The 20,837-nt window shown below is 53.6% G+C and carries 22 protein-coding genes and 1 tRNA gene; 9 read left to right on the top strand and 14 right to left on the bottom strand.

Annotated features, from left to right (window positions below; translation table 11 throughout):
• Nucleotides 1-6: 6 nt before the first annotated feature.
• From M0D42_RS14410 to M0D42_RS14375, 8 genes are all read right to left on the bottom strand, one after another.
• Nucleotides 7-1,089: an ABC transporter permease gene (locus M0D42_RS14410; protein ID WP_265019304.1), complete on the bottom strand. Its 1,083-nt coding sequence runs from the start codon at nucleotides 1,087-1,089 to the stop codon at nucleotides 7-9.
• A gap of 158 nt (nucleotides 1,090-1,247) precedes the next feature.
• Entirely contained in the window at nucleotides 1,248-2,612 is a 1,365-nt protein-coding gene (locus tag M0D42_RS14405) for a CmpA/NrtA family ABC transporter substrate-binding protein (RefSeq protein ID WP_265019303.1), read from the bottom strand.
• A gap of 277 nt (nucleotides 2,613-2,889) precedes the next feature.
• The gene (locus M0D42_RS14400) at nucleotides 2,890-4,059 is read right to left on the bottom strand and encodes an ABC transporter substrate-binding protein (protein WP_265019302.1); all 1,170 of its coding nucleotides are present in this window, start codon (nucleotides 4,057-4,059) and stop codon (nucleotides 2,890-2,892) included.
• The gene (locus M0D42_RS14395) at nucleotides 4,056-4,652 is read right to left on the bottom strand and encodes an ANTAR domain-containing response regulator (protein WP_265019301.1); all 597 of its coding nucleotides are present in this window, start codon (nucleotides 4,650-4,652) and stop codon (nucleotides 4,056-4,058) included. The genes M0D42_RS14400 and M0D42_RS14395 overlap by 4 nt, the downstream gene beginning before the upstream one ends.
• 159 nt (nucleotides 4,653-4,811) lie before the next feature.
• A tRNA-Thr gene (locus M0D42_RS14390) sits at nucleotides 4,812-4,887 on the bottom strand.
• Nucleotides 4,888-4,935: 48 nt separating this feature from the next.
• Entirely contained in the window at nucleotides 4,936-6,384 is a 1,449-nt protein-coding gene (locus M0D42_RS14385; protein WP_265019300.1) for a heme biosynthesis protein HemY, read from the bottom strand.
• Nucleotides 6,385-6,394: 10 nt separating this feature from the next.
• The gene (locus tag M0D42_RS14380; protein ID WP_265019299.1) at nucleotides 6,395-7,699 is read right to left on the bottom strand and encodes a COG4223 family protein; all 1,305 of its coding nucleotides are present in this window, start codon (nucleotides 7,697-7,699) and stop codon (nucleotides 6,395-6,397) included.
• Between the two features lie 79 nt (nucleotides 7,700-7,778).
• Nucleotides 7,779-8,486, bottom strand: a complete 708-nt coding sequence (locus tag M0D42_RS14375) for a uroporphyrinogen-III synthase (protein ID WP_265019298.1) — start codon at nucleotides 8,484-8,486, stop codon at nucleotides 7,779-7,781.
• Nucleotides 8,487-8,542: 56 nt separating this feature from the next.
• On the opposite strand from M0D42_RS14375, the gene tsaD reads away from it, so the two are divergent.
• Genes tsaD through M0D42_RS14350 form a run of 5 tightly spaced genes read left to right on the top strand, consistent with a single transcriptional unit; the run spans nucleotide 8,543 to nucleotide 11,745 of the window.
• Nucleotides 8,543-9,640 (top strand): tRNA (adenosine(37)-N6)-threonylcarbamoyltransferase complex transferase subunit TsaD, encoded by a 1,098-nt coding sequence (tsaD, locus tag M0D42_RS14370; protein WP_265019297.1) that lies wholly within the window; start codon nucleotides 8,543-8,545, stop codon nucleotides 9,638-9,640.
• Nucleotides 9,637-10,596 carry an NAD(P)H-dependent glycerol-3-phosphate dehydrogenase gene (locus M0D42_RS14365; RefSeq protein ID WP_265019296.1) on the top strand — a complete coding sequence of 320 codons (960 nt, stop codon included), beginning with the start codon at nucleotides 9,637-9,639 and terminating at the stop codon, nucleotides 10,594-10,596. The genes tsaD and M0D42_RS14365 overlap by 4 nt, the downstream gene beginning before the upstream one ends.
• 2 nt (nucleotides 10,597-10,598) lie before the next feature.
• Nucleotides 10,599-10,871 carry a YciI family protein gene (locus M0D42_RS14360; protein WP_265019295.1) on the top strand — a complete coding sequence of 91 codons (273 nt, stop codon included), beginning with the start codon at nucleotides 10,599-10,601 and terminating at the stop codon, nucleotides 10,869-10,871.
• Nucleotides 10,871-11,290, top strand: a complete 420-nt coding sequence (locus M0D42_RS14355) for an EVE domain-containing protein (RefSeq protein WP_265019294.1) — start codon at nucleotides 10,871-10,873, stop codon at nucleotides 11,288-11,290. Before M0D42_RS14360 ends, M0D42_RS14355 begins: the two co-directional genes overlap by 1 nt.
• 59 nt (nucleotides 11,291-11,349) lie before the next feature.
• Nucleotides 11,350-11,745: a DUF1761 domain-containing protein gene (locus M0D42_RS14350; protein WP_265019293.1), complete on the top strand. Its 396-nt coding sequence runs from the start codon at nucleotides 11,350-11,352 to the stop codon at nucleotides 11,743-11,745.
• A 71-nt stretch (nucleotides 11,746-11,816) separates the two neighbouring features.
• Here M0D42_RS14350 and M0D42_RS14345 read toward each other — a convergent pair whose 3' ends face one another.
• From M0D42_RS14345 to M0D42_RS14330, 4 genes are all read right to left on the bottom strand, one after another.
• Nucleotides 11,817-12,158 carry a DUF2853 family protein gene (locus tag M0D42_RS14345; RefSeq protein ID WP_265019292.1) on the bottom strand — a complete coding sequence of 114 codons (342 nt, stop codon included), beginning with the start codon at nucleotides 12,156-12,158 and terminating at the stop codon, nucleotides 11,817-11,819.
• Nucleotides 12,159-12,406: 248 nt separating this feature from the next.
• A complete protein-coding gene (locus tag M0D42_RS14340) occupies nucleotides 12,407-12,919 on the bottom strand; it encodes an outer membrane protein (RefSeq protein WP_265019291.1) in 513 nt (170 codons plus the stop codon).
• A 263-nt stretch (nucleotides 12,920-13,182) separates the two neighbouring features.
• Nucleotides 13,183-14,571 (bottom strand): adenosylhomocysteinase, encoded by a 1,389-nt coding sequence (ahcY, locus tag M0D42_RS14335; RefSeq protein ID WP_265019290.1) that lies wholly within the window; start codon nucleotides 14,569-14,571, stop codon nucleotides 13,183-13,185.
• A 93-nt stretch (nucleotides 14,572-14,664) separates the two neighbouring features.
• Nucleotides 14,665-14,979 (bottom strand): hypothetical protein, encoded by a 315-nt coding sequence (locus M0D42_RS14330; RefSeq protein ID WP_265019289.1) that lies wholly within the window; start codon nucleotides 14,977-14,979, stop codon nucleotides 14,665-14,667.
• 394 nt (nucleotides 14,980-15,373) lie between these two features.
• On the opposite strand from M0D42_RS14330, the gene M0D42_RS14325 reads away from it, so the two are divergent.
• Entirely contained in the window at nucleotides 15,374-15,961 is a 588-nt protein-coding gene (locus tag M0D42_RS14325; RefSeq protein WP_265019288.1) for an HD family hydrolase, read from the top strand.
• Nucleotides 15,958-16,449, top strand: a complete 492-nt coding sequence (locus M0D42_RS14320; RefSeq protein ID WP_265019287.1) for a GNAT family N-acetyltransferase — start codon at nucleotides 15,958-15,960, stop codon at nucleotides 16,447-16,449. The genes M0D42_RS14325 and M0D42_RS14320 overlap by 4 nt, the downstream gene beginning before the upstream one ends.
• A 4-nt stretch (nucleotides 16,450-16,453) precedes the next feature.
• On the opposite strand, the gene M0D42_RS14315 is transcribed toward M0D42_RS14320, so the two are convergent.
• Both M0D42_RS14315 and M0D42_RS14310 read right to left on the bottom strand, forming a co-directional pair.
• The gene (locus M0D42_RS14315) at nucleotides 16,454-17,008 is read right to left on the bottom strand and encodes an ActR/PrrA/RegA family redox response regulator transcription factor (RefSeq protein WP_265019286.1); all 555 of its coding nucleotides are present in this window, start codon (nucleotides 17,006-17,008) and stop codon (nucleotides 16,454-16,456) included.
• Between the two features lie 80 nt (nucleotides 17,009-17,088).
• Complete coding sequence (locus M0D42_RS14310) at nucleotides 17,089-17,706, bottom strand: SCO family protein (protein ID WP_265019285.1); 618 nt, start codon at nucleotides 17,704-17,706, stop codon at nucleotides 17,089-17,091.
• Nucleotides 17,707-17,874: 168 nt separating this feature from the next.
• Here M0D42_RS14310 and regB point away from each other — a divergent pair, with 168 nt between their 5' ends.
• Nucleotides 17,875-19,266 carry a sensor histidine kinase RegB gene (regB, locus tag M0D42_RS14305; protein WP_265019284.1) on the top strand — a complete coding sequence of 464 codons (1,392 nt, stop codon included), beginning with the start codon at nucleotides 17,875-17,877 and terminating at the stop codon, nucleotides 19,264-19,266.
• A gap of 60 nt (nucleotides 19,267-19,326) precedes the next feature.
• Nucleotides 19,327-20,802, top strand: a complete 1,476-nt coding sequence (locus tag M0D42_RS14300) for a PAS-domain containing protein (protein ID WP_265019283.1) — start codon at nucleotides 19,327-19,329, stop codon at nucleotides 20,800-20,802.
• The last annotated feature ends 35 nt before the right edge of the window (nucleotides 20,803-20,837 follow it).

Here is a 20,837-nt window from a genome sequence, read left to right as displayed (position 1 = left end):
GTCAGATTACCGATTGTTTGTGAAGGTGAAGGCAGCTTGGATCGCATACATCAGGCGGTCGAGCAGGAAGCCTATGATGCCGATGGTGAAGACAGCCACCATGATTTTCGCCAAAGACTGGGAAGAGCCGTTTTGGAATTCATCCCATACGAATTTGCCAAGACCAGGGTTCTGCGCCAGCATTTCAGCCGCAATCAGAACCATCCAGCCCACACCAAGGGACAGACGCAGACCGGTGAAGATCAGGGGCAACGCGGATGGCAGAACCAGCTTGGTGATCTTAGTCCATGTGCTCATTTTCAGTACTTTGGATACAGAGACGAGGTCCTTATCGATACTGCTCACACCCAGAGAGGTGTTGATCAGAGTTGGCCACAGGGAACAGAGCGTCACGGTGATGGCAGAGTTCAGGAAGGATTTTGCAAACCAGCCGTCGCCGTCCACCGCGTAGGTCGCAGAAACGATCATGGTCACGATCGGCAGCCATGCAAGCGGAGAAACCGGCTTAAATATCTGTACCAGCGGGTTGATAGCTGCGTTTGCGTAAGGCGACAGACCTGCAAGGATACCAAGCGGGATCGCAACAACAGATGCAATCAAGAAGCCGAAGAAAACGGTTTTGATCGAGGTCCAGATTTGCTGGTAGTAGCTTGGCGCACCGGTGAAGGCACGTTCTTTCGGCTCTTTACCTTGTGCGATCAGTCGCTCGTTCAGTTGTGCAACTTTTTCTTCGAATTGCGCTTTCTTAGCGGCTTTCGCCTGCGCATCTTCATGCAGGTTCACAGCCTGCTCCCAAACCTGAGATGGTCCCGGAACCGCGCCCAATGAGGTTTGAACCTGTGGCGCCAGCGTCGCCCAAAGGAACATGAAGCCCACAATCGCCAGAACCGGCACACCAGCCAGCTTCCAGATTTCTTTATACTGTGCCTTTGGGTTGTCACCCGCGATGGCACGGAAGATTGGAGTCAGCCAGCCGAGGCCCAATACGGTGAACCATGTGTCGGCTTTATTGATCCATGTGAAGATCTTGGCCTTCCGCGCCTCGCGGGCGGCCTGGTCGTCCAACTGTTGTGGATCGATGGCAGTCATTGTTTTGCTCCTTGGTGGGCCAGCGTTTCAGCAGTTGCTGGACCTGGGTTCGTTCAGTGTTTTGCGTTTAGAGCTGCAACCTTCGTTGGACGCAGGTCAAAGCGCGAAAAAGGGGAATGGTGGGGCATCACCATTGATGCCCCACCGAGAAGAATTGATTAGCCTTGAACTTCGGTGCCAACGACTGTCTGCGCGCCTTTCAGGCCGATTGGCAGGCTGTCGATGTAAGCGTTTGGTGCCTTACCGTCGTATGCGATACCGTCGATGATATCTTCAGCAGGTGTTGGCGCTTTGAAGCCATCGCTGTCCCATGGGAAGTCAGCTTCGTTTGCCAGGCCAGCGTCCACCAGCAGGCGGGCTGCTTCCAGATAGATATCTGGGCGGTAAACAGATTTCGCGGCTTCGAAGTACCATTCGTCAGACTTCGCTTCAGCAATCTGACCCCAGCGACGCATCTGTGTCAGGTACCAGATCGCATCAGAGTAGTATGGGTAGGTTGCGTTATAGCGGAAGAACACGTTGAAGTCCGGGATGTCGCGCTTGTCGCCTTTTTCGAACTCGAAGAAGCCAGTCATGGAGTTCGCGATCACCTCGGCGTCCGCACCCACATATTCAGGGCGAGACAGGATTTCCACGGCTTCGTCACGGTTGGCGTTGTCGTTTTCATCCAGCCAGATCGCCGCACGGATCAGAGCCTTCACAACCGCTTTGGTGGTGTTTGGATACTCTTCGGCGAATTCGTTGGTGATGCCGAAAACCTTCTCAGGGTTGTTTTTCCACATCTGGTAGTCAGTGATCACCGGAACACCGATGCCTTTGAAAACAGCCTGCTGGTTCCAAGGCTCACCCACCGCGTAGCCATAGATGGTGCCCGCTTCCATTGTCGCTGGCATCTGTGGAGGAGGTGTCACGGACAGAAGCGCTTCTGCACCGATCTGACCTGTGATGTTTTCTGGGGAATAGTAGCCAGGCTCGATACCACCGGCTGCCAGCCAGTAGCGCAGTTCGTAGTTGTGCGTGGATACTGGGAAAACCATTCCCATGTTAAATGGCTTGCCTGCCGCAGTGTATTCATCGACCACTGGTTTCAGAGCAGATGCGCTGATTGGGTGCTGAGGACGGCCATCTTCCATCAGAGGAACATTTGGCTTCATCGCTTCCCAGATTTCGTTTGAAACGGTGATGCCGTTGCCGTTCAGGTCCATTGAAAATGGTGTGATGATGTGCGCCTCGGTGCCGTAACCGATTGTCGCCGCCAGCGGCTGACCCGCCAGCATGTGCGCGCCGTCCAACTGACCGTCAATCACGCCGTCCAGCAGAACTTTCCAGTTCGCTTGCGCTTCAAGCGTCACGAACAGGCCTTCTTCCAGGAAGTAACCCTGTTCGTATGCCACCGCCAACGGCGCCATGTCTGTCAGCTTGATAAATCCGAAAGTCAGTTCGTCTTTTTCGAGCTCCAATTCAGCAAGGGCTGGCGTGGCCATTGTGACTGTAGCTGCGAGAATGGAAGCTATGCGTTTCATTCATTCCGTCCTTGTTCGGGCCCATCCACCCAACGGATGGGCATAAAAAAAAGCCGCCGACAAAGAGGTCCAGGGAGGAGGAGGGACCCATTGTCGAGCGGCTTTGCTCAATCATTCCAAGACCAATCAGCGACCCTGGATATTGATATCTTAGCAGAGCGCCATTGCTCTGCGTTGAGGTCAGTATGTCGTTAACCTTTTGCCGATACGAGTCGTTCTCCTCATTTTTTCTGCATTGCAGCGTGATTTTTCTGCAGTGCTGAAAAAATGGGCAGCTTTACTGACCTGGATCGAAAATTTCGCCATTAAAAAAGCAATTCCGCCCCAGAATCATGCTACCCGAAACCGTCGGAACCTCTGTTGGCGCGTCCAATGCACCCTCTACCTTGGCAGAGCTCAGAGGCATTTCTGCGCCAATTGGCATCAGATATTCTCGGTATAGATCGCTTCGGAAAACCTTCTGAGCATCCTCCGGCCGCACATCTGCCGAAAGGTTGAACCGCTTCACCAAACGCTCGGCGATCCAGCGGCCCTGAGATTGCCATGGGAAACAGATGCCATCACCCGCAAAGAGCATGAACCCATCAAATCGACGCAGATCGCCATTGCTGTTCACAATGAACCGCCCAGATAGGGCGCGATCAATGATCTCTGACCCAAGTCCCAAATAGGTCTCAGACGATAGCAACTCTGCTGCCATTGTCTTATTGCCCGGCACTGCCAACCAGACGCAGGCGCGCCACACCGCTCGCATCAGAGCGGAAACTGCAGTTGGGTTTTCGGCAATCCAGTCTTCTCTGGCTGCCAAAACTTTTTCAGGTGCACAGGACCAGATCGCGGCGCCCGGTAATATCAATGCGCCCATCGCGCGCTCAACTGTGATCGACCCCCATGGCTCCCCAACGCAGAAAGCATCTAACTCACGTCGTTCAATGGCCCGCGCCATCATCGGAGGTGGCACCGCCATGATGTGGAAGTCTTCCCCTTTCACCATGCCAAAGTTCGATAGCCAGAGTGTGATCAACTCCGAATGCATCGACAAGTCAAAGGGCACCCCGATGCGCAGTGGTCTTGGCAGAGAGGCAATGGCCAAGCCCGCCTTCTCCGCATCATGAAAGGGATAGGCAAAACCATCGGCTTCAAGCCGCTCGGACATTTCTTTGGAAACGCCAAACACATTGCCGTTTGCGGAAGTCACCATCAGCGCATCAAGCCGCGGCAGTCCAGCCAGCAGTCCTAATGATGAAGCAACGGGAACCGGAGATAGCATATGAGCTGCCTGGATTTGCCCAAAAGCCAATAGATCGCGCAATGTCGACCAACTGGGGGCCGCTTCAAGCTCCAGTGCGATCCCTTCCTCTTCGGCAAATCCCAACTCATGGGCCACAATCAATGGCGCCGCATCGATGAGTGGCATGTATCCTGCTTTGATCTGCTGTCCGCTCATGACAGCAAATCCGCCGCTGTCACCAAGGAAGCAGCCACATCTGCCACGCGCTTACCCTGATCCATCGCAGTCTTTCGCAAGAGAGCATAGGCCTCTTCTTCGGAAATCCCACGCACCTTCATCAGCAAGCCTTTCGCACGGTCGATCACTTTTCGCTCTTCCAAAGCGCGTTTGGTGGTTTCCAATTCCGTGCGCATCCGCTGGAACATCTGGAACCGCGCAATTGCTGCGTCCATCACCGGTTTGATCCGGTCCATCTGCAAACCGTCCACCACATAAGCCGACACGCCCGCCTCAATCGCGGCCTTAGTCATCTGCGCATCACTGCGATCTACAAAGAAGGCGACGGGCCGCTCCAGCGGAGAGGATGCGTTTGCTAGTTGCTCGATCGAATCCCGCGAAGGGTTTGCGACATCGATCAACACCACATCGGGTTTCAGCTGTGAGACAGACCGTGACAGGCCGCTTTCCTCAGCAAGGACATGAATTTTATGCGGGCCAGTCTCGCGCAGGCTGTCCACAATGGACAGCGCACGGTCCTTGTCATGCTCGACAATCACGATGGTGAGGGCATCAGTCGCTGGCAGATCCAAGATCACGTCTCTGGCTGTTGGAATTGCCCATCACTTAGAGCTTGCAGGTGGCTCCGACGAGGGTACTCCCCTGAATTCCAGGAAAACCTGCCATATATGCCTCAAAATCAGGCAAGTGTGCCCGAAAATTTAGCGCATTTTAATCGGTGGACGCGTGGTTGGTGCCGCTGATAGGACTTGAACCTACGACCCCATCATTACGAATGACGTGCTCTACCAGCTGAGCTACAGCGGCAAATTGATGAACGCGGGGGGCAGAACACCCCGCGACACTTAAAATAAACTACTTTGCGACCTCAGCCACTGGTTCTGCTGGAGTGACATCGACTGGCGCGTCGCCTTCTTCTGACTTTTCGAGCTCACCCACGATCAACGGAAGCATCTCAACACCCGTTGGGCTGACAGCCTCTGACGCTGGTGGTGTCTTCCATGTCAGCGTGTCAAAGCTCTGGCAATTGTCACAGACTGGCGCCCATTCAGAGTGAATGTTCTGGCAGCTGTCACAGACCCATTGCGGGCCGCGCGGTGCCGTCAGCGCATTGGCTAACCAACCCTTAACCGCTGCGTCCTCAGCACCTTCGCCACGCTCAATTGCAGCCATGATAGTGAGATTACGGGCCGTTGGGTCTTTCTCGATCAAATCACCCAAAGCGCGGCGCGCTGCCGGGAAATCCTCTGCCGCAATATTCAATTCGGCCATAAGCATCTTGGATTCCGCATGGTCTGCTGTGGTCTTCACCAAGGCGCCAAATCGCTTGATCCGCTCGGTAGGGGACTCTGCTGGCACGATGGAGGCAAAAGCTGCCGCCAGATCAGGATGCGGTTGTGCTTCCCAGGCTTTCTTCAATACTCGCGTGGCGTATTTTGGTTTGCCTTCGGTCACATAGCTTTTAGAGGCCATTACAGCGGCTGGGATCAGATCTGGAGAAAGTCTGTTGGCTTCGATCGCCGCCTCACGCATTTCGATGCTGGCGTCTTTGCCGATCAGATCTTTGGCCTCAGACAGCGCTAGAACCGCATCACGCCGGCGGTGCACATCGCGCGGCAGCCCACCGTGTTTCAGCTTGGCCTTCAGCGTCTGACGTGCGCCAGACCAGTCCTTTTCACCAGCTTGCAGCTTCAGCAAAGTATCCTGCGTCTCAACATGGCGTGGTTTCAATGCGAAAGCAGTTTCCGCAAGCTTCAAAGCGACATCCGTTTTGCCCGCATCCAGTTTTTGCTTCATCAGCCCGCGCACACCTACAAAGCGTGTAGTGTCATCCGCAAGAAGACGTTTGTAGACTTCTTCCGCTTTGCGACGGTCGCCGGAAACCTCTGCGGCTTGCGCTGTGATTAGGTTGGTCAGCTCTGGTTTGCGCAACAGGCGTTCCGCCTTTCGCGCCTTATCCATTGCCACGCGCCCTTCGCCAGAGGCCAGGGCCATCATGCCTTCGGTCAGCGCCTTATAGCCACGACGCTCACGATTGCGGTCAAAGTAGCGAGAAATCGCGGTCTCATCGCCATTGAGGAATTTCAGAACAGCGACGGTCAGCGACGCAAGCTTGAGTAGCACCCATAGCACGACCACCAAAACGGAAAGAGCGATCGCAGACATCAACGGGGTCAGTGTGTATTCGACACCAGCGATGGTGATCATAACACCGCCGTCGCTTTCCATCAGATAGCCAGCGCCCAATGTCAGGCCTGCGATGGCAGCGACAAAAACAACGATTTTTGTGAGGGACCAGAGCATCTGCAGACCTTTAGTTAGTGTTCAATTGTTGAGACAACGCTTCGCCAGCGGCAAACGCCGCCTGACGCGCATCCGCCTGCGCGATCCAGTCTACAAAAGCAGGCTTCGCCTCTTCTGGCAGGTTGGAAAGCTCAGCCAACGCATCTGTGACGCGCCCAGCGCGCAAAGCGCCTTCTGCACGGCTAAGCACCGCGTCTGCACCATCGCCTTCTTGTGGCGTAACAGAGCGCGCACCCAGTTGCGCCTTGAAGAAGTCAGTAAGTTTCACACCGCCTGTTTGTTCTCCACTGCGCGCCGCAGCTAAAGCCTTGCGCGCTACTTCAGGGAAGCTGTCCTGTAGTGATGCCAGAGAGGTCACACCATCATCCGCATAGGTCTCCAACGCTGCAGATACGGCTGTTCCGGTGGCGGCGGAAAAATCGGTTAGTGCGACGCGATAGGGCGTTCCGGAATCCAATGCCGACAGAACACGCGACAGCGCTGCGCGGGCAAGCGCCTGTTGAGCCGTCAGCTTGGCGTTTTCTTCCATCGACGCCGCTTCTGCACGTTGCTGCGCAACTGCGGCCTTCAATTCTTCAACCTCACGCTCATATGCCTCAAGGGCGGCGGAAGGCAGGTTCTGACTGATCGGGTTCTTCTCAAGCGCTGCCAAACGCCCGTCCAAAGTGGCGAGGGCACCGGCAGCATCATCAATGCGGCTGTTCACAGCAGCAACAGCACCGGTAAGCCCTTCAACATTGGATGTCGCGGAAGATGCAGAAGACTGCGCGGCTTCAATCGCCGTCTGCGCGTCCGCCTGCCCAGCCAAAAGCTCATCGATCTTTTGTGATTGCTCTGCAACCAGCGTTTCAAGAGCCACCAAAGCCGGATCTTTTTCTGCTGAAAGCGGGCCAACGTATTGAGACAGTCCAAAGCCAAGCGCCGCCGCAACAACACCTCCCAAAGCAACGGGCAGGAATCCGGTCTTTTTCACAGGGGCTGCCGTTGGCTGAGTTGGCTGAACGGGCGCTTCAACCGGGGTTTCCTCAGACGTTGCCGTCTCTTCTTCCGAAGAATCCTCTGTTTCTTCCGAATAGCCATCATCGGACGCCACTAAATCGTCTGCGGCTTCGGAGGTCTCTTCCTGAGGAACCTCCTCTTCCGTTGCTTCAGTCTCGTCTGCTTGATCGTCGGTCTTCAGATCTTCTTCGGCAGGTGCCTCGGTATCTTCGGATGTTTCTTCGATGATCTCGGCATCAACAACGTCATCAGAAATCTTGGCTTCAACAGCCTTTTCTTCTTCGGTTGACGTGTCAGATTTGTCAGCCTTGGCCACGTGTACCCACCCTTTCGAATCCGTTTCTTATCAATTCTTCAATTCAAATTTATGCGCGCTGGCCGCCAGCTACAATGCGTCATGCTGCATCGATTAGCGAAAGAGTGCTTTCTAGCATGGCTGACGCTGTTGTTTTAGGCGCTAGGATAATTGTCCCAATGCCCACATTTTGAATTTCATTCGCCACAGCTACGCTCATCACGACACTCGAAACTCCTGTACTAAATCGACTTTGCTTCCTCAAAAGAACCGCGGAACGCGGAGAAAACAAGGGGATAATAACGGGCCTTTCCCCCGACAAAAGTGCCTGGGCCTCAGCGCTCAGTGGCATTTCTGTCTGGCGGTAAACCACCCGTTCATATGTTTTTATTCCTGCCTGATTGAGACGTGTAGCAACATCTCCGCGGCTGTGCTCACCCCTGAGGTGAACCAGTTTTCCTTCGGGCTTCGACCTGGCAATAGTAGCCACAAGAGCATCAGCATCCCCATCTGCAGAGGTGGCGTCCCAACCAAATCTGCGAGCCTTTTCCGCGGTTTTGTCCCCGACACACCATGCGTGAATAGAGCTGACAGGCGCGAAATCGACAGCGTTTCGACTGGTGAAAATCACTCCGTCAAACTCCGATAAATCACAATCCACTGGCGCGGCGGAAATTTCGATCAAAGGGGAAATTACGATGGGGCCGTCAAACCCACCATCACGTAATGATTGCTCAAATTGTTTTGATTGCGCCAAAGGGCGGGTCAACAGAACGGTAGGCTTTGGCTTTGGCACGGTCAGACCCATTGTTTACAGCGCCTTACGGTGTTACCTGCCGTAATTAAATCGTGCAATGGTCGGCTATGAGCGAAGATCTTACAATTCTGGGGCTGGAAAGCAGCTGTGATGATACGGCTGCGGCTATTCTGCGCCAAACAGGCGACGATCCGGTGCAAATCCTGTCTTCTGTCGTTCACGGCCAGAATGATCTGCATGCAGCCTTCGGAGGTGTCGTTCCAGAGATCGCGGCACGCGCTCACGCTGAGAAACTTGATATCTGTGTGGAAGAGGCCCTGGCGGAAAGCGGTGTTGCTTTGAAAGACATCGACGCCATAGCAGTGACTGCAGGTCCAGGGCTTATCGGCGGGGTCATGTCGGGTGTCATGTGCGCAAAAGGTTTGGCGGCTGGGCTGGGTACTCCGCTGGTCGGCGTAAATCACCTCGCGGGCCACGCGCTGACGCCGCGCCTGACAGATCAGGTGGCTTTTCCTTATTTGATGTTGCTTGTCAGCGGAGGACATTGCCAATTCCTGATCGCACGAGGTCCAGAAGATTTCACACGTCTCGGCGGCACGATCGATGACGCCCCCGGCGAGGCCTTCGACAAAACCGCGCGTCTGTTGGGATTGCCACAACCCGGCGGACCTTCGGTTGAGAAAGCTGCAAAGCTTGGAGACCCAAAGCGGTTTGCCTTCCCGCGCCCGCTTATGGATCGTCCTGGATGCGACTTAAGTTTTTCCGGCTTGAAGACAGCACTTCTAAGAGCGCGCGACGCGATCGTCGCCGAAAAAGGCGGGCTGACGGAGCAGGATCGCAATGATCTTTGCGCCTCGTTCCAAGCCGCAGTGGTTGACGTGCTGGGAAAGAAAACTGCGCGCGCCATCGCGACTTACCTCGAAGAAGCGCCAACCGAGCCGCTGCTTGCAGTCGCAGGCGGTGTAGCCGCAAATACACCAATTCGGGCTGGATTAGAGACTGTTTGCGCCGACAACGGACTGGCCTTCACAGCCCCTCCATTGGCGTTGTGCACCGATAACGCTGCTATGATCGCCTATGCTGGCATGGAACGCTTCAAGGCTGGGAAACAGGACGATATGCGTCTCGTTGCGCGTCCGCGTTGGCCGCTTGATAAATCCGCACCTGCGCTTTTAGGTGGTGGTAAAAAGGGAGCCAAAGCATGAGCATTAGCATCCTCGGCGCCGGCGCTTTTGGGACCTCTTTGGCGATCTCTCTTGCTCTCGGCGGTAGAGATGTCACGCTTTGGGCACGAGACAATTCCGCGATCGAAACCATGCGCGACACGCGTGAGAACGCGGCGCGATTGCCTGGCGCGAAACTGCCTGACAATATCAAGCTGACCTCCGACATTGGCGACTTAACCGACAACATCGTGCTGCTGGCGGTGCCTATGCAGCGTTTGCGAGATGTGCTTTCCAAGGCCCCTGCCTTACACGGCAAAACCTTAGTCGCCTGCTGCAAAGGGATAGAGCTCACAACCGGAGAGGGCCCAGTTGAGGTGATCCGAAGCGTTGCACCCATTGCCACGCCCGCCATTTTAACCGGCCCGAGCTTTGCTGCTGACATCGCTAAAGGACTGCCAACGGCCCTAACTCTGGCCTGTGATGATGAAACTGCGCTGAAAGACCTACAAGCTGAGTTGATGGCACCCAATCTGCGGATCTATCGTACCTCAGATGCAACCGGCGCAGAATTAGGCGGCGCTTTAAAGAACGTGATGGCCATCGCTTGCGGCGCTGTCATGGGTGCGGGCCTAGGTGAAAGCGCGCGCGCCTCTTTGATTACACGCGGTTTTGCAGAAATGAACCGCATGGCTCTGGCGCTTGGATCAAAACCAGACACGCTTTCTGGTCTTTCAGGGTTTGGAGACCTGATCCTGACCTGCACCTCACCGCAATCTCGGAACTACAGTTTTGGATTCGCGCTTGGCAATGGGGCGGATTTTGACCGCAACATCACCGTTGAAGGCGCAGCCACGGCGCGCGCTACACTGCAGAAAGCCCAGACCCTCAAAATCGAAATGCCAATCACGCAAATGGTTGTCGCATTGCTTGACCAAAAACTCAGCGTGCGCGAGGCTATGAACGAATTGCTCGCACGCCCCCCAAAAGAGGAATGAAAATGCGTTTTGCTTTGATCGCGAAAGACAAACCCGGCGCCCTGGAAATCCGCAAAGCCAATCGCGATGCGCATGTCGCGTATTTGAAGGCAACCGAAGCGGTTGAAATGGCCGGGCCATTTCTGAACGAAGATGGCAATATGTGTGGCTCTCTGATCATTCTGGAATTCGCCGACATCACCGAAGCGCAGGCTTGGGCGGCGGAAGATCCCTATAAGAAAGCGGATCTTTTCCAGAGCGTCGAAATCATCGCTTGGAACAAGGTGATAGGCTGATGCGCTACTGGCTGTTCAAATCCGAACCTTCCACCTGGAGCTGGCAGAACCAGATCGACAAGGGCGATCAGGGTGAGGAATGGGACGGCGTGCGCAATTACCAAGCGCGCAACTTCATGCGCGAGATGAAAGTGGGTGATCGCGGGTTCTTCTACCATTCTCAGAAAGAGAAATCCGTGGTCGGCATCGTCGAGGTTATCGCCGAAGCCCATCAGGATTCAACCACCGATGACGAGCGTTGGGAATGCGTCGATATTCGCGCCATTGCTAACCTCCCAAAACCCGTCACGCTTGATCAGATCAAAGGCGAAGAGCGACTGGCAGAGATGGTGCTGGTTCGCAATTCCCGCCTCTCTGTGCAACCAGTGTCGGACGCAGAGTGGGGCATCATTTCATCTATGGGTGGTATGAAACTCTAGCCACACCCCCAACATTTGGGCATACTCCTGTCACTACTCTGGTGGACATGGAGAGGGACATGGAATTCATAAACATCATTGCAGCCGCTATTGCGGCATATGCCTTTGGGGCGGTTTGGTACATGACGCTAGCAAAGCCTTGGATGGCGGCCTCAGGTGTTGAAGTCGGCGAGGATGGACGTCCGGCCAATTCAACTGACAAGGTGCCCTATATTGTATCAATCATCTGCCTGATCATCGTAGCTGGCATGATGCGGCACATGTTTTCACTGGCAGGTATCGATACGGTTGGAAAAGGATTGATTGCAGGGCTGGGTGTCGGGCTCTTTCTAGCAACACCGTGGATTGCGACCAACTACACCTTTGCAGGACGCCCACGTAACTTGATCATTATCGACGGCGGCTATGCTACCATTGGCTGCACAGTGATCGGGATTGTACTCACGATCTTCTAAGCAAAAAGGCCCGGCAAATGCCTGGCCTTTCCGTTTTTAAGTCAGAGGCCCACCATTTGGTGGGCTTTCGTTTATCCGTAGACGGATTCTTTACCGAAGTGTTTGGTCAGCATGTAATAGACAACAGCGCGGTATTTGTTGCGCTCGGAGCGACCATAGGTTTCGATCACAGAGTTGATCGCTTCCATCAACTCTGGGCCATCAGACAGCGCGAGTTTTTTCACGAGGAAGTTGTTCTTAACTGTTTCCAACTCACTCTCTTGAGTTGCTGCAACTGTGGATGCATCCGCGTCGTAAATCGCTGGACCACATCCAATAGTGACCTTAGTCAGTAGGTCCATGTCGGGTTCAATCCCGCATTTGCTGCGCAGGTCATCAGCATATTGTGCGATCAGATCGTCGCGTTTTCCCATAGTCACTCTCCAATACAAATCCCGTTACGCGAATGGGGCTCGGCCCCTTGCAAGAACACGATACGGGCTATCCAAGCCGACACAAAGGAAAAATTTGCGGTGAAATTCCCCATAAGGTTTTGGAAATGCGCGATCAGAGCTGCGCTGTCCATCATCCAAACAAGACAGAACCCCCGGTACCGCGGCCGGGGGTCCTGCATATATCACCACTTCCGACGGCCTATAGGCGCGACTAGGGAAGAGTTGGATTAGAACTTCATTCCCAAGCGCACGGCAATCGAATGCGCGCTTGCGTCAGAACTTGTTGCGCCGACGTTATTGTATTCGCTGTAGAGGTATTCACCACCTACAAACATTTGATCATTTATGGCCTGTTCATAGCCCGCGCCCACAACGTAACCTTCGTCATGACCACCTGTGCTCGCTTTGGCGCGCGCATAACCAATGGTACCATAGGCCAGACCGCTGGTGCCAACTTGGATACCATAGCGAGCTTTCAGATGTAGAGAGTCCTCGAGAGTCACGCCAGTGGCATTGATGTCGCCGGTGTTATAAGCGATTTCACCACCAATCAGACCGTTGCCCAGATCATAGTTGTACCCCGCGAACAGGCCGTAGTCTGCCTCATCGCCAGAAGCGTTGTTATCACCGCTCAGTGCGCCGGCGGAAATACCTGCACGGAAACCGCTGAAGTCCTGTGCGGAGAGGCTCATTGGAGTTGCAACCAGTGCTGCAACAATGGCAACTTTTGCAAGTTTCATGTCCATTATCCTTTGCTTTTGTCATCGCAAACCAAGGGAAGAGTGGTCCGCGACCATCATGAAAAGGAAGCTGGTGTTTCTATTAGTAATCTCAATGGAAGGGCTGATCACAAAGCCTCGAGCCACTGGTAAAATGCGCGGAAGCGTGCTGAATGGTGCGCAGATAGGCCAGTTCTCGCCCAAAAAAGGCCCCGGAAAACCGGAGCCCTTGGTCAATTATTCAGCATCAATCGCAGATTCATCTGGGTTGCTTTGCAGCCAGATCAGTAGCGGTAATGCTCTGGCTTGAACGGACCATCGGTGCCAACACCGATGTAGTCCGCTTGATCTTTGTCCAGCTTGGTCAGCTTCACACCGATACGATCCAGATGCAGGCGCGCTACCTTTTCATCCAGATGCTTTGGCAGGATGTAGACGTCGTTGTTGTAAGTCTCACCTTTGGTCCACAGCTCAATCTGCGCCAGAACCTGGTTGGTGAAGGAGGCTGACATCACAAAGGATGGGTGGCCAGTTGCGTTACCAAGGTTCAGTAGACGACCTTCGGATAAGAGGATGATACGATTGCCGGAAGGCATTTCGATCATATCCACCTGCTCTTTGATGTTGGTCCACTTGTGGTTCCGTAAGTTCGCCACTTGGATTTCATTGTCAAAGTGACCGATGTTGCCAACGATCGCCATGTCCTTCATCTCGCGCATATGCTCGATGCGGATGACGTCCTTGTTGCCGGTGGTGGTGATGAATACGTCTGCAGAAGCCACTTCATCTTCCAGAAGGGTCACCTCAAAGCCATCCATCGCCGCCTGTAGCGCGCAAATTGGATCGACTTCGGTGACTTTCACACGAGCACCTGCGCCACGAAGAGAGGCCGCAGAGCCCTTGCCAACATCGCCATAGCCACAGACGACAGCCACTTTGCCGGCCATCATGGTGTCGGTCGCACGGCGGATGCCGTCAACAAGCGATTCCTTGCAGCCGTATTTGTTATCGAACTTTGACTTGGTGACCGAGTCGTTGACGTTGATTGCCGGGAACGGCAGGTGGCCGTCTTTCACCAGCTGATACAGGCGGTTCACACCAGTTGTGGTTTCTTCAGACACGCCTTTGATCTGATCGCGCATCTTTGTGAACCAGCCTGGGCTTGCTTCCATACGCTTCTTGATCTGCGCCTTGATCACTTCTTCTTCTTCTGAAGACGGTACAGGGATTATGTCTTCACCCGCTTCCGCGCGCGCACCCAGAAGGATGTACAATGTCGCGTCGCCACCATCGTCCAAAATCAGGTTTGGACCTTCAGGGAAAAGGAAGGATTTATCCAGATAATCCCAATGCTCTTCCAGGCTTTGGCCTTTGATTGCAAAAACTGGGATATCTGCCGCCGCAATCGCCGCTGCCGCGTGATCTTGGGTTGAGAAGATATTGCATGACGCCCAGCGCACATCCGCACCCAGCGCCACAAGGGTTTCGATCAGGACTGCTGTCTGGATGGTCATATGCAGCGAGCCAACAATGCGGGCGCCCTGCAGTGGTTTGCTTTCACCATATTCTTTGCGCAGCGCCATCAGGCCTGGCATTTCGGTTTCTGCAATGTCGAGTTCTTTCCGGCCAAAATCTGCCAGAGAAATGTCTTTTACGATGTAGTCCGTCGGCATCTCGCCGTGCTCCTTGCCACATGAGTTCTGTGGTCAGATAGCACTGCTACCCCTGCCCGACAATGGCAGGTCAGAAGCGAGATGGTCTTTGTGTCAGCTTTTTACACCATCTGGTACGATAGGTGCCTCACGCTTAAAAAAGTCGGTGCCGGTTGCCACCACACAGGAGATACCCTGAGGATTGGTCAGGATCACTGTGAAAGTCCCGGTCTTTTCGGATGCCCAGACCTCAACCATGGTCTGAATATTTTGTGTTCCCTGCAGTCCGCCTGCAGTCAGCGTTTCCGAATATTTGCTTTGTAGCCGGTCCACGACCTGATCACGCAAAGCACAATTGCTGGCATGCGCTGGTGGGGCGGTTGCCGCCATGCCGAACAAGAGCCCGGCTGCTAAGATACGTTTGAACATGACATAGCTCCTTCTCATCGTTCATTCATCTTCTGAGAGGGAGGCACACACGGGAGGACTAGATGTGCCCCCCTTTCGGTATCAATATCGTGACCATCTGAGCCCATTTCAAAGCACATGGCTTCACAGGTTTGTTGGCAGCAGTGATCTAGATATATTTACAAGGTGATACCAGTTTTGCTCGAAATCAAGGCAGAACGTTGAAAATATACGGGTTTTGTGGCAGAATAGGCCTTAATAGTCACAGAACCCCCTCTGTGAATAACAACGTCGAGCAAGAAATTTACCTCGTTTTTTCGGGCCAAGAATTTTGTGTGTTTCGCGCCGGAACACATTGAATCCCGCGAGGATGTGATCAAAACTCCGCTCAATTGAAACAATGAGGCTTAGGCTCATGGCGCGCGCGTGGCAACGTATGCTGTCCGGGCGGCGGTTGGATCTTTTGGATCCCACCCCGATGGACATTGAAATCGAAGACATCGCGCATGGATTGGCTTTTGTTGCGCGTTGGAATGGGCAAACTCTTGGGGACTACGCTTATTCAGTGGCCGAACACTCGTTGTTGGTAGAAGCGCTCTTTTCCCGCATGTATCCAAAAGCCCCGGTGAAGTGGAAGCTGGCGGCCTTGCTGCACGATGCGCCGGAATATGTAATTGGCGATATGATTTCGCCGGTGAAGGCAGCCGTCGGCCCCGACTATGGTGACCTTGATGATCGATTGATGGCCGCGATTCACATTCGATTTGGCCTGCCCGCTTCGTTGCCCAAGACCATTAAGTCCCAAATCAAACGCGCCGATAAGGTCAGCGCCTACATGGAAGCCACCCAAATCGCGGGGTTCTCCGAAAAGGAAGCCGCGAAGTTCTTTGGCAAACCAAAGCCGGAGGCCATTGAAGGCATGTCCATCACATTACGTCCACCGGTTGAGGTACGAAATGAATTCACCGCGCGACACAACGCTCTTTTGAAAGAATTGAAATGAAAAACATCACCGTTCGCCGGGCTGGCACTTTGGATTGCCGTGGGATGGCTGACCTGCTGAATGAAGTCATCAAGATTGGTGGAACCACCGCCTACGTCACTCCGTTTTCAACCGAGATGATGAAGGATAAAGTCAAAGAGCCGCGCTCGGTTTGGCACGTGGCCGAAACCGTTGAAGGTGAGATTGTCGGGTTTCAGTGGTTTGTAAGGCACCCAGATATTGCTGAAGATGGTGTCAGTATTGCGACGTTCGCAAAGGTCGGAGCAACTGGCCTCGGCATTGGATCAAAGCTATTTGAAGTTACCCGCAAAGCAGCGATCGATCTTGGCTATCGCTATCTACATGCAGTCATTCGCGCAGATAACGAAAGCGGCCTGACCTATTATCAAAGCCGCGGTTTTGAAGATATTCAGCGCATTCCCAACCAGACTCTCGACGATGGAATGGTCGTCGACAAAATCTGGAAGCGATACGATCTGGAGCGTTAAGAAATTAGCGCGGCGAACGTTTTGCCAAAATGCGCTGCAAAGTCCTGCGGTGCATGTTCAAGCGGCGCGCGGTCTCTGATACGTTGCGATCACAAAGCTCGTAGACCCGCTGAATATGCTCCCAACGCACGCGATCTGCAGACATTGGGTTTTCTGGTGGTGGTGGCAAAGCCCCTTCCGGCGTCAGCAATGCATTCACAATGTCCTGAGCATCAGCAGGCTTTGAAAGGTAATCTGTCGCGCCAATCTTCACGGCAGCAACGGCAGTGGCAATCGCACCGTATCCTGTAAGCACAACGACGCGGCAATCTTCGCGCTTGTTTTGCAGGATTTCTACAACATCCAGGCCATTGCCGTCCTCTAGCCGCAGATCCACCACAGCATAGGCCGGGGGACGAGCTGTTGCGATTGCTGATCCAGCAACCACCGAGCCAGCCGTTTCTACTTCGAACCCTCGTTTCTCCATGGCCTTTGCGAGGCGCTTCAGAAAGGGCTCGTCATCATCGACCAACAAAAGTGACTTATCTGGTCCGATGTCGTTCAGAGTATTCTCAGACATGCGCGTCCTTTTAAGACTGTCCTGATTTCAATAGGTTTTAGCCCGCGGGCTGGCTGTCGTCAAACAAGCGGACGCAACGTTTATGAATGCGTTACGTAGCAGGCGACGGTATCTGCCATTTGCTCAGGGGTTGTCTCACGGCGGAAGTATTCGACAAAGCCCGTTTCCGGCAACACCAAGTACGTAAACGTCGAATGGTCCACAAGATAAAACTCATCCTCGGAAGGTTGTCGTTTGTAGTAGGTTTTATAGGCTTTGGAGGCCGCTTTCACCTGTTCATCTGTCCCAGTCAGACCGATCATGCGCGGATGCAAATAATCCGTGAACTCAGCTAAGACTTCTGGCGTATCGCGTTCGGGATCGATCGTGATCATCACAGGTGTGGACATGATGCCGCGCTCCTCCAGAAGCTCGACTGCCTCAGCATTGCGGCTTGCATCAAGTGGGCACACATCTGGGCAAAAGGTATAACCAAAATAGAGCAGCGTAGGGTCAGTAATCACCTCTGCATCCGTGACGGTCACCCCGTCCTCGCGCACGAGTTCAAATGGGCCACCAATGGCCCCGGCACCACCTGCCACCGTCGATGAACGACATTGGGCAAATTGATCGTCTGACGCATCTTGGCTGACATACCAAATACCGCCCATCAGCGCGATCATTGCGACCGTTGATGTCGCAGCAATTGCTCGGATCATGACTTTCCCCTCTTTAACCCAACAATTTCGCAAAGACCTATGCCCGTGGAACACCACAATCAACGTCAGGGCCCTTCACGATTGCTTGGCCGAGGCAATGCACCGCACGTGTTTGTCAAATGCTGCATCTAAATCTAACAATAATGCTAGAATAGTTGGCGGACCCCTATGACAGATCAAGCACTGGACCTCATTTCCGAAGAAAGACGCGGTAACTGGATTCGCCTTCGCACCATCACCACGGTGCGCTGGATCGCCATTGCCGGTCAGATGATCGCTTTGATTGTGGCTGATCGCTACTTTGGACTCGATCTGAATTATGCGCTTTGCTACGCGGCTGTCGGCATCTCGATATTGGCCAACGTTGTTTCTGCCAATGTCTTTCCAGAAAACCGGCTACTGTCTGAAACTGAGAATGCGGCCATACTTCTGTTTGACCTTTTGCAGCTCTGCTTCCTGCTTTTCCTGACAGGCGGCTTGAACAACCCTTTCTCTATTCTTGTGGTCGGCCCAGTAACAGTTTCTGCCGCTACTCTTACTGTGCGCTCCACCATCACTTTGGCCACGGTTGCGATCATTCTTGTGACGCTACTTCTGCAATTTCATCTACCATTGCGCACCGCCGAAGGCTTTATCCTGCGCATTCCTGATATTTTCTTGTTTGGCAATCTGGCAGGTATCGCTATCGCGATCATCTTTTCGTCGATCTATTCGCGCCGCGTTGTTTCTGAGATGTCTTCGATGGCTGAAGCCCTCGCTGCCACACAGATGGCCCTCGCCCGCGAGCAAAAACTGACTGATCTCGGTGGGGTCGTGGCGGCCGCAGCCCATGAACTTGGTACACCGCTTGCAACCATCAAATTAGCGAGCGCTGAGCTGATGGAAGAACTGAAAGATCAGACCGAACTCTATGAAGATGCCGCGCTGATCAGGCAACAGGCGGACAGATGCCGCGACATTCTGCATTCTATGGGACGTGCCGGGAAAAACGATTTGCAGCTCAGACAGGCACCGCTTCTGACTTTGATCGAAGAAGCCGCAGAACCTCATATCGGGCGGGGTAAGAACCTTAACTTTTCAGAAAATATCACACAGTCTTCTGAAGGAGATATCCCGATCGTTTACCGGAGGCCTGAAATCATCCACGGCCTTAGAAACCTCATTCAAAACGCCGTTGATTTTGCTTCTAGCAATGTCTGGGTCGAAAGCGACTGGACCGCTGACAAAATCACCGTCCGCGTGATGGATGACGGTCAAGGCTACCCCAGTAATTTGATTGGCCGTATCGGCAACCCATTTATGCGTCGACGCCGCTCTGAACGTGAACGTCAACAGCGCCCAGGTTACGAAGGAATGGGTCTAGGCCTGTTCATCGCCAAAACGCTTCTGGAGCGTTCGGGCGCCCGTATCGCCTTCTCAAATGGATCAGATGCGGTGAACGCCAAAGTGCCTCACTTAAAAACCCGCGGTGCCATTGTAGAAGTCACTTGGCCCAGGGAGAAACTGGTGGTTTCACAGGGCGAGCAGATAACCGCCAGCAATCCGATGGTGTCGAACTAAATTTATTAAATATTTACCTCAAAGTGTAAGCTTCACCTCATTAACCATGAGGTCTTTCTAGTGTTTGTATTTATTGTTTTGGCAAGCTTTAGTGCTTTTGTGTTGGCGACCGGGATTTGGGTCTATCGCTCAAAATTTCAGTCGGGAAAGCTTGGTCTTTCAAGGCATCATCAAAAAGACTGGTCTTCTGCCTCTAAGGCTTCTCCTGTTTTTCTGTTCGAGCACAGCCGATTGACCCAAGCCAATGCCGCCGGTCTGCGGTTTCTTGGGCAAAAAAAGACCAGCGACATGAGTTGGCCAGAGGTTCGATCTGTCTTGGCTGAGATTGTCCCGCAAATTCCTGTTTCCTTAAAGGCGCTGGAAGATGGCGCGACGGTGTACCCTGAGCAGATCGAACCGCTTGCACATCACTTATCGATCGAACAGCAAGCACCTTTCACTCGCATCGAACTGCAATTCGGAGATGCCTTCAATCCTCAAACTCCTGGCCAGGAATGCCTGGAGGCCCCCTTCCCTATTTGGGCCGAAGCCGACGATGGCAGCCTCTTGTGGAAGAATAGAGCGTTCAATCGCGCGGGGTTTGCCGTTCATCTCAAAGACGCACTGCGCAGGCGCGCGCGCTCCAATTCCAATCGATTTTCGCTTCCAGAGAGCCGAGGAAAGGCTCCGAAACACTATCGCCTTGTTAAAAAGAAAGTCGCGGGATCAACGATCTACTATGCCCATAGCGCAGAAGAGACGGTAGCGGCAGAAACTTCGCGCCAAGATGTCGTTCAAACCCTCGGCAAAACATTCGCTCAGCTTTCTACTGGACTGGTTGTGTTTGATAGCGAAGGCAATCTGGTTCTGTTTAATCCCGCGGTGATAGATCTCTTTGGGTTTTCCGCCGGCTTCCTCAGCGCACGCCCCAGCATCGAAAGCTTCTTTGATCATATGCGCGACAACCGAATGATCCCCGAACCAAAGAACTATGTCGCATGGCGTGAACAAATTGCAGATCAGATCTCGAACTCTGCGGAAAACCGGTTCCGAGAAAACTGGCAGCTCCCGAATGGCGCTACCATTCGGGCAAGCGGGTTGCCCAACCCCGAAGGCGGTGTTGGATTCTTATTCGAAGACATCAGCTCCCAGGTTTCAACCACCCGCCGATTTCGAGATGAATTGGCGCTGTCACACACGCTCCTTGACGCGATGGATGATGCCATTGCCGCAGTCGATGCGCTGGGAAGGGTCGTCTTTGCCAACAAATCCTTTCAAAGATACTGGAAGGTTGATCCAGAAAGCAGTTTTGCGGATTTCACGGTGACAGAGCTTTTGAACGCCATGCAAAGGGATATTTCACCCAAGCACCTAGGCAGGATCGCACGTTTCTTGGCGCAATCGGATAAGGCTCAGGAAGCGCACATCGCCTGCCTGAGGATCGCGAGTATAGCTGTCGACTTGCATTTGGTCCGCGCTAAAGGTCAGCTGATCATGTTGCGCCATGCCGTCCCATCCGAAATCGGCGCAAGCCCTACCAAAATTCTCACTACATAGGCGCTTCTGTCTTGCAGGCCCAGCGCGGGATTGTA

Origin of the sequence: Cognatishimia activa, assembly GCF_026016445.1 — a bacterium.
GTDB classification, from domain to species: Bacteria; Pseudomonadota; Alphaproteobacteria; order Rhodobacterales; family Rhodobacteraceae; genus Cognatishimia; species Cognatishimia activa_B.
Note: the sequence above shows the minus strand (reverse complement) of the source record. Positions and strands in the feature narration are given on the sequence as shown.